The organism is Barnesiella sp. CU968 (assembly GCF_905219685.1).
Classification (GTDB): Bacteria; Bacteroidota; Bacteroidia; order Bacteroidales; family Muribaculaceae; genus Lepagella; species Lepagella muris_A.
Genome location: NZ_CAJMXD010000030.1, coordinates 1 through 15,326, shown reverse-complemented (window position 1 = coordinate 15,326; position 15,326 = coordinate 1). Strand labels below are relative to the sequence as shown.

General features: G+C 48.6%; 15 protein-coding genes and 1 pseudogene. All 16 read left to right on the top strand.

Annotation, left to right across the window (positions count from 1 at the left end):
- A pseudogene (locus JX312_RS02430) lies at positions 1 to 642 on the top strand (outer membrane beta-barrel protein); the annotation flags it as partial.
- Positions 643 to 779: 137 nt separating this feature from the next.
- Positions 780 to 1,166, top strand: coding sequence for a 30S ribosomal protein S6 (gene rpsF, locus JX312_RS02425; protein WP_204456912.1), 387 nt, complete (start codon positions 780 to 782; stop codon positions 1,164 to 1,166).
- Between the two features lie 2 nt (positions 1,167 to 1,168).
- On the top strand, positions 1,169 to 1,435 hold the full coding sequence (gene rpsR, locus JX312_RS02420) for a 30S ribosomal protein S18 (RefSeq protein ID WP_123406943.1): 267 nt from the start codon (positions 1,169 to 1,171) through the stop codon (positions 1,433 to 1,435).
- A gap of 33 nt (positions 1,436 to 1,468) precedes the next feature.
- A complete protein-coding gene (rplI, locus tag JX312_RS02415) occupies positions 1,469 to 1,924 on the top strand; it encodes a 50S ribosomal protein L9 (RefSeq protein ID WP_123406945.1) in 456 nt (151 codons plus the stop codon).
- A 142-nt stretch (positions 1,925 to 2,066) separates the two neighbouring features.
- Positions 2,067 to 3,188 carry a DNA polymerase III subunit beta gene (gene dnaN / locus JX312_RS02410; RefSeq protein WP_204456911.1) on the top strand — a complete coding sequence of 374 codons (1,122 nt, stop codon included), beginning with the start codon at positions 2,067 to 2,069 and terminating at the stop codon, positions 3,186 to 3,188.
- A 71-nt stretch (positions 3,189 to 3,259) separates the two neighbouring features.
- Positions 3,260 to 4,030 (top strand): 3'-5' exonuclease, encoded by a 771-nt coding sequence (locus JX312_RS02405; protein WP_123406949.1) that lies wholly within the window; start codon positions 3,260 to 3,262, stop codon positions 4,028 to 4,030.
- A complete protein-coding gene (gene coaBC, locus JX312_RS02400) occupies positions 4,012 to 5,241 on the top strand; it encodes a bifunctional phosphopantothenoylcysteine decarboxylase/phosphopantothenate--cysteine ligase CoaBC (protein WP_204456910.1) in 1,230 nt (409 codons plus the stop codon). The genes JX312_RS02405 and coaBC overlap by 19 nt, the downstream gene beginning before the upstream one ends.
- Positions 5,238 to 6,146, top strand: a complete 909-nt coding sequence (locus JX312_RS02395; protein WP_124030746.1) for a DUF4835 family protein — start codon at positions 5,238 to 5,240, stop codon at positions 6,144 to 6,146. Before coaBC ends, JX312_RS02395 begins: the two co-directional genes overlap by 4 nt.
- A 43-nt stretch (positions 6,147 to 6,189) precedes the next feature.
- A complete protein-coding gene (gene recN / locus JX312_RS02390) occupies positions 6,190 to 7,884 on the top strand; it encodes a DNA repair protein RecN (RefSeq protein ID WP_204456909.1) in 1,695 nt (564 codons plus the stop codon).
- Between the two features lie 16 nt (positions 7,885 to 7,900).
- Positions 7,901 to 8,644, top strand: a complete 744-nt coding sequence (gene rlmB / locus JX312_RS02385) for a 23S rRNA (guanosine(2251)-2'-O)-methyltransferase RlmB (protein ID WP_124030744.1) — start codon at positions 7,901 to 7,903, stop codon at positions 8,642 to 8,644.
- A gap of 135 nt (positions 8,645 to 8,779) precedes the next feature.
- Positions 8,780 to 10,183, top strand: coding sequence for a transcription antitermination protein NusB (locus JX312_RS02380; RefSeq protein WP_204456907.1), 1,404 nt, complete (start codon positions 8,780 to 8,782; stop codon positions 10,181 to 10,183).
- Between the two features lie 33 nt (positions 10,184 to 10,216).
- Positions 10,217 to 10,534, top strand: a complete 318-nt coding sequence (yajC, locus tag JX312_RS02375; protein WP_124030743.1) for a preprotein translocase subunit YajC — start codon at positions 10,217 to 10,219, stop codon at positions 10,532 to 10,534.
- Positions 10,535 to 10,558: 24 nt separating this feature from the next.
- Positions 10,559 to 11,533 carry a CdaR family protein gene (locus JX312_RS02370; protein WP_123406962.1) on the top strand — a complete coding sequence of 325 codons (975 nt, stop codon included), beginning with the start codon at positions 10,559 to 10,561 and terminating at the stop codon, positions 11,531 to 11,533.
- Positions 11,534 to 11,536: 3 nt separating this feature from the next.
- On the top strand, positions 11,537 to 12,148 hold the full coding sequence (coaE, locus tag JX312_RS02365; RefSeq protein ID WP_204456905.1) for a dephospho-CoA kinase: 612 nt from the start codon (positions 11,537 to 11,539) through the stop codon (positions 12,146 to 12,148).
- 1 nt (position 12,149) lies between these two features.
- Complete coding sequence (locus JX312_RS02360; protein ID WP_204456904.1) at positions 12,150 to 12,569, top strand: DUF5606 domain-containing protein; 420 nt, start codon at positions 12,150 to 12,152, stop codon at positions 12,567 to 12,569.
- 275 nt (positions 12,570 to 12,844) lie between these two features.
- A partial coding sequence (locus JX312_RS02355) for a TonB-dependent receptor (protein ID WP_204456902.1) occupies positions 12,845 to 15,326 on the top strand: 2,482 nt, incomplete at its 3' end.

The following is a 15,326-nucleotide window of genomic DNA, read 5'->3' as shown; positions in this document are numbered from 1 at the left end:
ACCGGTATGCGCACCATGAAGACCTATAATATTTCGGGCAACAGCGATATGGATTTGTATCACAGCATTTACTATCGCTTCGGACCTTCGGATGCTTTCAATATATCCAACTTTGTAAGCGGGTCTATATCGAATTATTCCAATATGATAGGTTATGATGCAGACCCAGCTCCGCAGAAGGTGCGCAATTACGCATTGCATGAAGACATCGGTCTTGGTTATCGCACAGAGAAATACATCTTGTCGGTTAATGGCGGTATTGCTGTAAACAACACTCATTCCGCCGGTGTCCTGCCAACGCGACTCAATAACGGCGTCTGGTTTGGCAGACTGTACGGGCACGTCGCGTTGCCTTTCAATTTCAGCGTAGACTCGGAATTCAATATCATGAAACGCTACGGATATATTGATGAATCGATGAACACCACCGACTGCGTATGGAACGCCACCCTGGGCTATGAAATCAACAAAGGAGTGTGGCGCATATCTCTCGACGCGAAGGACATTCTGAACCAGAACAAGGGTTTCAACTACACGGTGAATGCCAACGGACGCACGCAGACCCTCAACACCGTGCTTCCCCGCTACCTGATGCTGTCGGTGCACTACCGTTTCGATTTCAAACCCAAACGCGGTAAGTGACCTCCGGGCGAAGATTGATTCAAATGTTGTGTATTTGAAAAAAAAGTGTTAACTTTGCGGCGGTTTTCGTGTGAGAGATGGTCTCGCAAGGAAACCGCCGTAAATATTTTATTACAAATCAATCATTTACAAAACGTATGAATAACTACGAAACCGTTTTCATTTTAACTCCCGTTTTGTCTGACGACCAGATGAAGGAAGCGGTAGAAAAATTCAAAGACGTTCTGAAGGCAAACAATGCCGAGATCGTTAATGAAGAACTGTGGGGTCTGCGCAAGCTCGCTTATCCTATCCAGAAGAAATCCACCGGCTTCTATGTGCTGGTAGAGTTCAAGGGTGAGCCCACTATCGTTAAGAAACTTGAGACTGCTTTCCGTCGTGACGAGCGCGTTATCCGCTTCTTGACTTTCCGTCTTGACAAATACGCAGTTGAGTACGCAGAAAAGCGTCGTAACCTGAGAGCAAACAAAGCAAGTGAGAAACCCGCAGAGGCAGAGGCTAAAGCAGAAGTAAAGGAGGCATAATCATGGCAGCAAACAACGAAATCCGTTATCTCACCCCCCTTACGGTAGATACTAAGAAGAAAAAATACTGCCGTTTCAAACGTAGCGGTATCAAATATATCGATTACAAGGATCCCGAGTTCTTGAAGAAATTCCTCAACGAGCAGGGTAAGATACTTCCCCGTCGTATCACCGGAACATCTCTCAAGTTCCAGAGAAGAGTTGCTCAGGCAGTTAAGCGTGCCCGCCATCTTGCTCTCCTTCCCTATGTGACCGACTTGATGAAATAATCATTTTTCTAACCTGATAAAAGCAACAACACAATGAAAGTAATACTCAAAGAGAATGTAGCCAGTTTAGGTTATAAGGATGATGTGGTTGAGGTAAAAGACGGTTACGGCCGCAATTATCTTATCCCTCAGGGTCTTGCCATCGTGGCTTCAAAAGCGGCTCTCAAGCAGCTTGCCGAGAACCAGAGACAGCGTGCGCACAAGATTGCCAAGATTCTTGAAGACGCACAGGCAGCCGCTGCTGCTCTCGAGGGCGTAAAGGTGACAATCACAGCGAAGACAAGCGCGTCAGGCACAATCTTCGGTTCCGTGGGTGCCGCTCAGGTTTCCGAGGCTCTTGCAAAGCTCGGTCATGAGATCGACCGCAAGATCATCAACCTCAAGGATACTATCAAGACAGTAGGTGTTCACACAGCTATAGTTAAATTCCACAAAGAGGTGGAGCAGCCCATCGAGGTTGAGGTTATAGCCGAAGAGGAAGACAAATAAAAATCCGACTGCATATGTGGCAGACCCGTCCGTATCCCGGACGGGTCTGTTTTTTTGCAATTAAGGGATTTTTATGGTTGTAAAGTTTGAATCTACGTGCAAATTGATTATCTTTGCAAGTTGAACAAAAACAAGACAAGATATGAAATTTAACGTAGAGAGAAAGACATTCCAGCAGCAACTTTCGGCTGTGAGCAAAGTGATCAATGCAAAGAATGCATTGTCGATTCTCGACAACTTTCTTCTGAAAGTGGAGGGCGACCGTCTGAGCATAACCGGCAGTGACCAGGAGAATGTGATGACGGCGTATATGACAATAACCGAGAGCGAGGGTGACGGTGCAATCGCCGTGTCAGCCAAGAGACTTCTCGAAATCACGAAGGAAATCTCAAGCCAGCCCCTTACGTTCTACATAAACGACGAGACAAAAGAGATCGATATCCGTTTTCTTAACGGACATTTCAACTTCATGGGTGTGGATGCCACCGAATATCCGGCACGCCGCAATCAGGAGGCGGAGCAGAAAACAATGATGCTTCCCGCTTCGATGGTTCAGAAAGGTATTGACAGCACTCTGTTTGCCGTGAGCGCCGACACAGTGCGCCCGATTATGACCGGTATATACTGGGATATTCATGAGAACGATGTGACCTTTGTCAGCTCAGACACGCATAAGCTTGTGCGCTATATCAATTCAGAGTCCGCTCCCGGATTCACAGGGTCATTTATTCTCCCCTCGAAGCCGGCGAATATTCTCAAAAGCATAATCGGCAAGGAGGATGGTGATGTAAAGATTGTTTTCGATTCCAAAGGCGCTACCTTTGAGCTTGGCGACTATCTGTTGTCGTGTCTATTCATCAACGGCAACTATCCCAATTACAATCGTGTGATTCCTCAGGAGAATCCCTTTGAGATGACGATTGACCGGGTTTCGCTTCTTACGGCATTGCGTCGCGTGTCCATATTCGCGGCAAAGAGCTCAAATCTTGTTGTTCTCGACATTCAGCCCAACGAGGTTATTCTCCATGCTCAGGATCTTGACTACGGCACATCTGCCGAAGAACGCGTCAACTGCAGCTACGAAGGCAACACCATGACCATCGGCTTCAACGGACAGTTCATGATAGAGATTCTCAACAACCTCCATGATGACTCAGTGGTGTTCAAGCTGTCGGATCCCGGACGTCCCGGAATCTACACGCCGCTTCAGCAGCAGGAAGGAGAGGATATAGTGATTATCCAGATGCCGATGCAGGTGCTTTAAAGGCAGTCTGCCGGTAAATTCCGAAAGGGGAGAGGATAAGCCCCGGGGTGTTAGAACATAAAATAGATATAGTGAAACTGAATCTTAAGAGACCGCTGATTTTCTTTGATCTGGAAACCACCGGTACCAATATAACCCGAGACAGGATAGTAGAACTGAGTTATATCAAAGTTTATCCCGACGGGCATACGGAGTCCAAGACCCGCAGGCTCAATCCCGGCATGCCCATACCGCCCGGGGCGACAGCCGTGCATCACATCACCGACGAGATGGTGAAAGACGAGCCGTCGTTCCGCCAGATTTCCAAAGCTCTTCTCGAGATATTCGAGGGGTGTGACATTGCCGGATATAACAGCAATAAGTTCGATGTTCCTCTGCTTATCGAGGAGTTTGGCAGAGCCGGACTGAATTTTGAGGTTGCCGGGCGTAAATTCATAGATGTGCAGAATATCTTCCACAAGATGGAGCAGCGCACGCTCGTAGCCGCATACAAGTTCTATTGCGGACGCGATCTCGCCGACGCACATTCCGCCCTTGCCGACACTCAGGCGACTTATGAGGTTCTTCTGGGTCAGCTTGACCGTTATCCTGATCTTGAGAATGATGTGGAAAAACTTGCGGAATTCTCGAGGTCCGGCAAAAGTGTTGATCTATCGGCGCGTATAGTGCTTGATGACAACGATGTGCCTGTATTCAATTTCGGCAAGCACAAAGGCAAGCCGGTGAAAGAGGTGTTCCGCAAAGAACCTTCGTTCTACACATGGATGATGCAGGGTGATTTTGCAAAGAATACGAAGGATGTTATTTCCGTGCTTTATGCGGAATGCAGAAACCAGAAATAAAGGCAGCCGTGGAATCGATATTGAAAGGTAAGCACATAGTGCTCGGCATTACCGGCGGCATCGCCGCCTACAAGTCGGTTACTCTGCTCCGCCTGCTTGTCAAGGCAGGCGCGGAGGTTCAGGTGGTGATCACCCCGGCTGGGAAAGAATTCATCACTCCGGTAACACTCTCCTCGTTGAGCGGAAAACCGGTGGTAAGCGAGTTTTTCACCGCAAACACCGGAGAGTGGCACAGTCACGTTGACCTCGGTCTCTGGGCAGACCTGATGGTGATCGCGCCCGCGACTGCATCCACTATCGGAAAAATGGCAAACGGCATCGCCGACAATATGCTGGTCACGACATATCTTTCAGCCAAAGAGCATGTGATGATAGCGCCTGCGATGGATCTCGACATGATGGCGCATCCCTCTACGGTGCGTAATCTCGCTACGCTTGAATCATATGGTGTGGAAATAATAGAGCCTGCCGCCGGAGAACTTGCGAGTCATCTCATGGGAAAAGGAAGAATGGAGGAACCGGAGAATATATTCTCCCGCATCGAGCGTTTTTTTATGAAGCAGTGTGATATGCTCGGCAAAAAGGTGGCGATTACCGCCGGTCCGACCTATGAGAAACTTGATCCGGTGAGATTCATAGGCAATTACTCCAGCGGCAAGATGGGTTTTGCGCTTGCCGAGGAGTGCGCCGCACGGGGTGCGGAGGTTACTCTTGTATGCGGTCCGGTTTCATTGCAAACCGCAAATCCCAATATACACAGGATTGACGTGGAGAGCGCAGAGGAGATGCTTGAGGCATCGCGTGAGCCATTCGCCAATGCCGATATGGGCATATTCGCAGCTGCTGTCGCCGATTATCGTCCGGAGTCACGGGCGGAGAGCAAACTTAAACGTGAGGGAGTTGAGGAGATGTCGCTTCGCCTTGTGAAGAATCCGGACATCGCGGCTACGCTTGCATCCGTAAAGCGCGAGGGTCAGCTCTTTGTAGGTTTTGCGCTTGAAACAGACAATGCGCATGCAAACGCACTCGGAAAGCTCAGAAAGAAGAATCTTGACATGGTTGTGCTGAACTCGCTTCAGGACAAAGGAGCCGGTTTTGGCACTGATACCAACAAAGTGACAATTCTTCGCAAGGATGGAACCGAGAGGTCATTCCCGTTGAAGAGCAAGAGGGAAGTTGCTGCGGATATTATTGCTGAAATATTATCATGAGAAGATTATTGGGTTTATTGTTTGCGGCACTTATATGGGTGAATGCAGTCGAAGCTCAGGAGCTCAACTGCACTGTCGAGGTCAATTCACAGCAAATCGAGGGTACCAACAAGAATGTGTTCGACGCTTTGCAGGAAGGGATCTCAACCTATATGAACGAAACAAAATTCAGTAATGCGGTCTTCAGTCCGAACGAGAAGATAGAATGCCGTCTGTTTCTTACAGTAGCGGAGTATTCCGACGACAGGATAAAAGGTGAGTTGCAGCTTCAGCTGTCGCGGCCTGTGTACAACAGTACATACACCACGACGCTTTTCAACTTCCGGGATACCAAAGTCGAATTCGGTTACAGGGAGGGAGACCCCTTGATTTACAATGAGAATACAGTAGACAATAACCTCACAGCGATACTCGACTATTATGCCAATCTTTTTCTTGCCATAGATTTCGACAGCTTCTCGCCCAAAGGGGGACAGCCGTTCTATGACCGTGCCCAGAGCATAGTGCAGCAGGCACAGTCCATAGGAGAGGTCGGATGGCGAACTTTTGAAGACACCAAGAACCGTGCGGCAGTTTTGAGCAGTTATACCGACACCAATACATCCGGCATCCGCAATCTTCTTTACGACTATCATCGCCGCGGACTCGACGAGATGGTCACGAGTCCTGACAAAGGTAGGGCGGTTATAACAGAATCGTTGAAAGAACTGAAAGGCATAGCGGACAGTTCGCCTATGTCCGTTGCTTTGTCTCTCTTTCGTGATTCCAAGCTTGACGAGCTGGTAAACATATACTCCAAAGCCCCCGCCAACGAACGCGAGACGGCATATGATATTCTGCAGCCTATTTATCCGACGGAATCCGAGCGTCTGGATAAAATCAAGAAAGGGAGTGAGAACCAGTAGCGTGTTATTATTGTCAAGACATCGTTAAAAACCATCAACAGATATGCTGAGTAAACTGTCAATTAGGAACTATGCGTTGATCGATAGTCTCGAACTTGAGTTCGACTCCGGACTTACGATAATCACGGGAGAAACAGGAGCCGGGAAATCGATAATGCTCGGCGCGCTCTCGATGATCATGGGGGGGCGTGCGGATTCCCGTGTCATTGCCGACGGCGGATCCAAATCTGTTGTGGAGGCATCGTTCGCATTTCCGCCGGCATCTCTTGAACAGTCGTTTGCGGAGAATGATCTTGACTGGAATGCCGAGGAACTGCTTATAAGAAGAGAAATAGCGTCAAACGGGCGATCCCGTGTCTTTATAAATGACGTGCCCGTCACATTGTCGGTGCTTGCATCCATATCCGGCTATCTGATCGACATACATTCCCAGCATGAGAATGCGCGTCTCACAAGCCAGACCGCGCAGCTTGAGATAATTGATTCTGTCTCTGACAACGAAAAGCTCCGGAAACGTTATGCGGAAGCATTCCGGCGTTTTGTGGAGATACGCAACAGGGTTAAGCGTATTCGCCAGGAACAGGATAGGATGCGGGAAAACAGGGAATACCTTCAATTTCAGTATGAAGGTCTCAAGACACTGTCGCCTAAAAGGGGGGAACTCGAGACCATTGAGAAGAGGTTTGAACTTCTCAGCGATGCGGATGAGATAAGAGAGCGTCTGCAGTATTTCCGCAGCCTGTTGGGAGATAGCGACCGTGGCGCTCTTGATTTGCTGAGAACTGCAAAAGCTGAAGCTGACAGGGTTGATTATTCCCTTGTCGGGATAGAGACGGACGAAGATACACCTGCGATACCGGAACGCCTTGAGAATGTGATTGTGGAGCTTCAGGATATGTATGAGACCATAGATGACGCTGTACTTAGGATTGATGCGGATCCTGCTGTGCTTGAGAAGCTCTCGCGCCGGATGAACGAATATTATGACGCAGTGAAGCAGTACAGGGTGAAGACGGCAGACGAGCTTGTTGATATGCTTGAGAAAATAGGCAGTCAGCTTGATGTAATCGAAACCGGAGGAGAAGAGTTGCCCATGCTTGAGAAAGAGGGCAAGAGGGTTGCCTCCGAAGTCAAGGAACTTGCCGTGCGTCTTACCGAATCGCGCGAGGAGGGCGCCCGGCGCTTTTCGCGTGTGGTTACAGAGACCGCACGTCCGTTGGGACTTTCCAATCTTGATTTCAGCGTGAACATAGCAGCCGGAAAAATGGGACCGACAGGTCAGGACCGTGTGGAATTCAGGTGCTCCTTCAATAAGAATCAGGTTGCGGGTCCGATAGCCGGAATGGCGTCCGGCGGCGAGATGTCGCGGCTCATGCTTACAATCAAGCGGGTGCTCGCCGGGAGAATGAATCTCCCCACGATAATATTTGATGAAATCGACACCGGCGTATCGGGAGAGATCGCCGACAAGATGGGAGAGATGATGGTTGATATGAGCAGGGACATGCAGGTTATGGCAATAACTCACCTTCCGCAGGTCGCTGCCAAAGGCGACAGTCATTTCAAAGTGTTCAAGAAAGATGAGGAGACCCGTACGCTCACGCATGTGCGACGTCTTGACGAAGAAGCAAGGGTTCGCGAGATTGCCGCGATGATGTCGGGCAGTGAAGTGGGTGATGNCGCGCTCAACAATGCCCGTGTATTGCTTGGGAGAAAATCGGGTGACAAACAAGAATAAGATATAAATTGAGAAAATGGATAAAAACGATTATATTTTCGGAATAAGAGCTGTCATAGAGGCTATCGAGGCGGGACGCAGCATAGACAAGGTTCTGGTGCGCCGCGATCTTACCGGAGACCTTGCCCGTGAACTCTTTGCCAAAGTAAGGGAATATGACATAGTGATGCAGCGTGTGCCGCAGGAGAAGCTCAACCGCATCACGATGAAGAACCATCAGGGAGCAATAGCGTTGCTTTCGCCGGTGGAATATCAGAGACTCGAACATCTTGTTCCGTTGTTCTATGAAGAGGGGCGCAATCCGCTTGTGGTTGTGCTTGACGGACTTACAGACACCCGCAATTTCGGAGCGATCGGTCGCACGGCGGCATGCGCCGGCGTCGACGCACTCGTCATACCGGAGCGAAACAGCGTCACAGTCACTCCCGATGCTGTCAAGACCTCTGCCGGAGGATTGTTTCATGTGCCGGTATGCAGGGAGAAGGATACACTTTCGGCAGTGAGGTTCCTTAAAGACAGCGGTTATCACATAGTAGGCGCGACGGAGAAGACAGACACTGTCTATACGGCAGCCGATTACAAAGAGCCTGTGGCGATAGTCATGGGAAGTGAAGACACCGGAATTTCGGATTCCGTGCTAAGGGCGTGTGACGAACTCGCGGCAATTCCGATTGTGGGAAAGATAGAATCCCTCAACGTATCGGTAGCTGCAGGAGTGATGATTTACGAGGCACTCAGACAGCGCGGAGCAGGAGTCTGACATATATTATTTTTCACCGCAGGGAGTGTGATGTTTTGCAGATTGGGGATAAAATTGTAAATTTGTCTTGAAAATCATTGCCGCAAAAAAATATATAGGCTATGATTTGAGAGTCACTTATATTCATAAAGAGTTATGATAAACCGTATATTAATAAGAATCAAGGTGATACAGATATTGTATTCATTCTTGCTTGTAGAAAAACAATTCTCATTGGTCACACTTNCCGAGACGCCTACAAAGGAAAAGCGTTTTGCATATTCCTTATATCTCGACACACTCGTGCTGATGCTTAAGGTTGCGGAATCCATAGGCAGGCGCGGCGGTGACAAACCATTGGAAGAAACCCGGTTTATAAAGAGACTGAAAAGTGACGACACAATAAAATCGCAGCTTGCGAGGTATCGCATGGCTCCCTTCCCGTTTGAAGGAATCGTGGAGTCAATAGCAGACAAAGTCAAAGAGTCTGCCGTTTACAAGAATTATCTCAAAGACAGAAAGGAGAATAAGTTCGGGGTTGACAGCACGGTCTGGAACGATATCTACAATCTTGTCATTTCCCGTGACGCAGAAGTTAACCAGATAATCAGCCGTCGCGAGAATTTCACGTTGAAGGCAGTAGACAGAACCGTAGAATTCCTGAACGAGACATTCACTAACTTCATGGCATCGCAGGACGGCGGGTCAGAGGCGATCTCCGCGCTTCATCAGAGCCTTGACAAGGCGCGTGAACTCTACTTCCGTCTTTTGTGGCTTCCGGTGGAACTCACCGACATGCAGGAACGGCGACTCGATGACCGCCGTCATAAACTTCTCGTGACACAGGAAGATCTTAATCCGAATCTGAAGTTTGTAGACAATTCTCTTGTGAAAGCAATCAGNGAGTGCGAGGCTATAAGAAACTTTATCGAGAAGGAAAAGATTTCATGGGAGCGCGAAGATCGCGTGATGATGGATANTCTTCTGAAGTCAATAGTTGACTCTGATATCTATCGCAGTTATATGGATAATCCGGTTGAGACACCGAAAGAAGACTGCGAGCTGTGGCGCAATATCATCCGCCGCATAGTATTCAACAACGAGCATTTTCTTGAGACTCTCGAAGACAAGTCTGTTTTCTGGAATGACGATCTTGACACAATCGGCACATTCGTTCTGAAAAGTTTCCGTAAGTTCGAGGAGGGAGCTTCTGCCGATGCCGTACTTGACAAATACAAGGATGAGGAAGATGCTCGTTTCGGAGATGAACTTGTAAAGGCAGTGCTTAAGAACAAGGATACATACAGAGGATATATAGACGAAGCTGTTGACCGATCGTTGTGGGAGAGTGAACGTCTTGCCTTCATGGATGTTGTGATTATAGAGACCGCGCTTGCGGAGATGTTCAATTTCCCCAAGATACCTCTTAATGTGACTCTGAATGAATACATAGAGATTGCAAAAACCTACAGCTCCGCCAAGAGCGGAGGTTTTGTAAACGGAATTCTCGGAAAGATTATCTCGCATCTTCAGAAAGAGGGCGTATTGCTCAAAAAATAAAAAAAATAAACAAAACAAATAATAAATTAAAAGATGAATCTTAATTCAATTCTTCTCGAAGCGGCCGCAGGTCAGGCCGGCGGTGGCATGAGCGGTATAATCATGATAGTTCTCATGATTGTGATTTTCTACTTCTTCATGATTCGTCCGCAGCAGAAAAAACAGAAAGAGCTCAAAAAGCAGCGCGAGGCGATGCAGAACGGCGACAAGGTTGTGACAGCCGGCGGCATACATGGCAGAGTTAAAGAGATCAGAGAAACCACTGTCATTGTGGAGGCGGCTCCCGGTGTAAGCCTTAAGGTTGACCGCGGTTCAGTCTATCCTCTGGTTGAAGAGCAGCCCAAGAAATAATAATTTTTGCATTGACACCTCGGAATGGGATTCCGGATTGAAGAAGCAAAGGAGAAATGGCGCGGAATGCGGGCCTCTACGGGGTTCCATAATTTCGTGCTCTTTCTTGCTTTTGTGGCTGTCGCCACACTTTTCTGGCTTGTGATGTCGCTCAACGACAGTGTGACCAAGACATTCGAAGTGGCACTGAAGATAGAGAATGTGCCGGATACGGTGACATTCATCAATGAGCCGCCGGAGATGTTTCATGTTACACTGCGTGACAAAGGCACCAATATTCTGCGCAGCGGAGTTCTCGGCAAACCTCACGTAGGGTTTAATTTCAGGGATTTTTCGGAAAATGGCATACTTCACGTAACAAAGACCGACATAAACTCTGCGGTAAAAGGGGCTTTCGGTAATACCGCGCAGATTACGGCAGTGTCGCTTGATTCCCTTTATCTGCATTATACCACAGACAAAGGGCGTCGGGTTCCTGTTGTAGTTGTAGCGGATGTCTCCGCAGCTCCGGGAATGGTCATCAGCGAGTCTCCGAAGCCGTTGCAGCGTTATGCGCTTGTGTATTCCTATTCCGAGGCGATTGACACCATCACCAGAGTGTATACGCAGCCGATAGTGAGACGCAATCTGTCGGAGACCACTGAAGTGGAGGTTCCTCTCAGTCCCATACCTACTGTAAAGATTGTTCCTTCATCGGTAAAGGTGAAGATACCTGTGGAGCCATTGGTGAAGAAAGAATCAGTGGCGACGGTCTCGGCGCTTAATGTTCCCGAAGGAGAGAGCCTTTTGCTTTTCCCGAACCGGGTGCAGGTTGTCTATTATGTTCCGATGAGTCTTTTCAACAGTGATCTTGTTCCTGTCGATGTGACTGTTGATTACAGGGATATATACAAATACTCCGGCGATCGTCTTCCGGTAAGTATCCACAGTTTCGCTGATTATGTGGAGAGTCCGCAGATGTTTACAGATTCAGTCGAATATACGCTCGTAAAACAATAGGTCATGGCTGGAACTCAAGATACGAGGCTTGTAGGTATAACCGGGGGAATAGGTGCCGGCAAAAGTGTGGTTTCCCGCATTCTCCGTCTAAAGGGATATCAGGTTTACGATTGTGACTCGCGGGCAAAAGAACTTATGTCCGGGTCTGAAGAGCTCATTGCCGCACTCAGGGAACGTTTCGGAGAATCCTGTGTCCTGGAGGACGGAAGTCTTGACAGCAGGCTTATATCGGCAAAAGTCTTTTCCGTTGAAGAGGAGCGCGTATGGCTCAACAGTCTTGTGCATGCCGCCGTGAGAAACGATCTGTACACATGGAGGAAGAGCGGAAAAGGCGCATTGTGTTTTGTCGAGTCTGCGATAATCGCCACGTCCGGACTTGACCGGATGTGTGGCAGCATATGGCTTGTGGAGTCGCCGGAACAGCTTCGTATCCGCAGGGCACTCGGTAGAGGTGGAATCACTGAAAAAGATCTCATGCAACGTATCAGGGCGCAGCAGAGCGAGTTCGGCATGTTGCCACCTGATAAAACAAAGCGAATCTCCAATTCCGGGGATTCTTCATTGATTGAGCAGATTGACATTTTACTTGAAGTTGAATCAAAAAATATAAAATGATATGTTAAGAGAAATTTTATCTATTACAGGACGTCCCGGCCTGTTCAGGATTGTTTCGCAAGGGAAAGGCACTCTCANAGTAGAGGAACTTGGCAGCGGCAAACGTTTTCCCGCCCATGCACGCGACAAAGTGGTTTCGCTCGGCGACATAGCCATGTATACGGAATCAGGCGACACACCGCTTGGAGAGATCCTTGACAAGGTATATGCGAAATATGAGGGGAAGAAGATTGATGTCAAGGAATTGCTGGCGTCGAAAGGTCTTCGTCAGGCATTTGAGGCAATAGTCGAGGACTATGACCGCGAACGTGTATACGAGAATGATATCAAGAAACTCTTCACATGGTATAATATTCTCGTGGAAAACGGGTTCACCCGGTTCGCCGAAGAAGAGGAGAAGGAGAAAAATACAGAAGAGTGATAAATGCGGAAAATCAGTTGTGTTAAAAACGCGCAAAAATTTGTGAAAAAGTTTTAGATTGGTTATCTTTGCATTCAAATGATGGTAAGCAGCCATTGTTTAGTGGTTAATCTACATTATCAAAGGTGACCGATGAAATCAACACGACGATTTTCTATATACGGCATTATGATCTCGAAGCATAGCGTTATCGAGTTTTAATGTTTTGTTGAATCTATATAATTGTCTTATTATAATTATTTTATATAACAACAATAACTTAAACTTTACACATTATGAAGAGACTCTTTCTCTTAGGCGTGGCAATCTGCATGTCATGGGTGCTGGCTCTGGCTACCTATGGTGCGGATGTGAACTGCTACGGCCGCGTCATTGATGAGCAGGGTGAACCGCTCATTGGCGCGATGGTGACGGTGCCCGGCACAAGGATCGGTGTTTCCACAGACCTTGACGGCACATTCAGTCTTAAAGCTCCCTCAGGGAAGACGCTTAAGATAACTTATGTTGGTTATTCAGGCTATGAGACCCCTGTGAAAGAAAACATCGGCGACGTTGTGCTGAAGCCGGAAACAAAGATGCTTCAGGACGTGGTTGTGACGCAGTCAAAGGCACGCACACGAGAGACTCCTATCGCGATGTCAGAGATCACAGCAGTCCAGATCGAGGCGAAGCTCGGAAACAAGGAGTTTCCCGAGGTGCTTAAAATGACCCCCGGAGTCTGGGCGACACCGGAGGGCGGCGGTTATGGCGATGCCAAGATCAACATGCGCGGATTCAAGGCTCCTAACGTTGCGGTTCTTGTAAACGGTATTCCGATGAACGATATGGAGTGGGGTGGTATCTACTGGTCCAACTTCGCCGGTCTCGGCGGTGTGACCACGAGCATGCAGACGCAGCGCGGTCTTGGCGCGGCTATCATTTCCTCACCCTCTATCGGCGGCACCATCAACATCACTACCAAGGGTCTTGATGCAAAGAAGGGTGGTTCCGTATGGTACGGGATGGGTAACAACGCTCTCAATGACGTAGGATTCAGCGTGTCTACCGGACTGATGAAGAACGGTTGGGCAATCAGTATTCTCGGAAGCCGCAAATGGGGTGACGGATACATTCAGGGAACCCAGTTCGAGGCATGGAATTATTTCGCAAACGTATCGAAGAAAATCGGCGACAGCCACCAGCTTTCGTTGACAGCTTTCGGTTCTCCTCAGTGGCACAACCAGCGCAATATGGTATACGGCGCGCTTTCAATCGAGAACTGGCAGCAGGCAAAGGAATATATGAACGGCAAAAGCATGTACAGCTACAACCCCCAGTACGGTTTCGACAACGAGGGACGCCAGCGCACGGCTTACCGCAACCAGTATCACAAGCCTATTATCTCACTGAATCATATCTGGCAGATCAATGAGCGTTCATCACTTTCATCCGCGCTTTATGTCTCTCTCGCATCGGGCGGCGGATACGCAGGACAGGGCCGTACATCTGAATATCGCGGTTACTGGCGCGGAGCAGAGAACGGAGCCATAACAACGAGATTCCGCCGTCCTGACGGAACGTTTGACTACGGCGCGATACAGGATCTCAACGCGGCTTCGACTACCGGTTCGGAGATGGCGATGTCACAGTCAATCAACAGCCACGAGTGGTACGGGCTTGTATCTACCTACAAGAACGAGATTATACCCAACAAACTCAATCTCACCGGCGGTATCGATGTGAGATATTACGTGGGACACCACAGAAACGAACTCATCGACCTGTATTCGGGCGAGTATTACATGGATGACACCGACAGAAAGAATGTGAAAGCCGCCAATAACTATCTTGCGGCAGATCCCAACTGGAAATATGAGAAACTCGGTGTAGGAGATGTGGTATACAGCAACTATGACGGTTTCACACATCAGGAAGGTGTGTACGGTCAGGGAGAATACAAGATTCTTGAAGGAGCTGTCACTACATTCCTCGCAGGTTCTCTCAATGTGACAAGCTACAAGAAGAAAGATATGTTCTACTATGACGCCGAGCACGGCACGACTCCATGGCAGTCATTCTTCGGCGGAACGATCAAGGGTGGCGCCAACTGGAATATCGACCGTCACAACAACATATTTGTGAACGGAGGATATATCTCCAAAGCTCCTTTCCTTTCTCGCGGCGTCTTCCTGAATCCCGGGACAAGCAATGCGTTGAATCCGAATCCGAAGAATGAGAAAATCGGATCGTTCGAGCTGGGTTACGGATTCCATTCACCCATCTTCTCCATGACTCTTAACGGTTATTACACCAAGTGGATGGACCGTTGCGACCGTGACACCCAGAAACGCGGACAGTTCAACGGCGGTCCTATGAACGGAGAGTATTTCTCAATGAGTCTTGAGAATGTTTCGGCACAGCATATCGGTCTTGAACTTGACTTCGCTTTCAATCCCACCCGCTGGCTCGAAATCCAGGGTATGTTCTCATGGGGCGACTGGAAATGGCTCAACAACCCGAAAGGTTATTATTATAACGAGCAGGGACAGCCTCTTGCCAGCCTTACTGACGGAACACTCGCATCGGGACCCAACGCTCCCGACCATGCATGGAGTGTTCTGAACCAGAAAAACCATAAGGTCTGCGGATCTGCACAGACAACAGGCGGACTCGGCGTGACATTCAAACCGTTCAAAGGATTTCGCATAGGTGCCGACTGGACATTCAGCGCACGCAACTATTCGGATTATTTTCTTGACGCGTCAAGCAGTCTTGTGC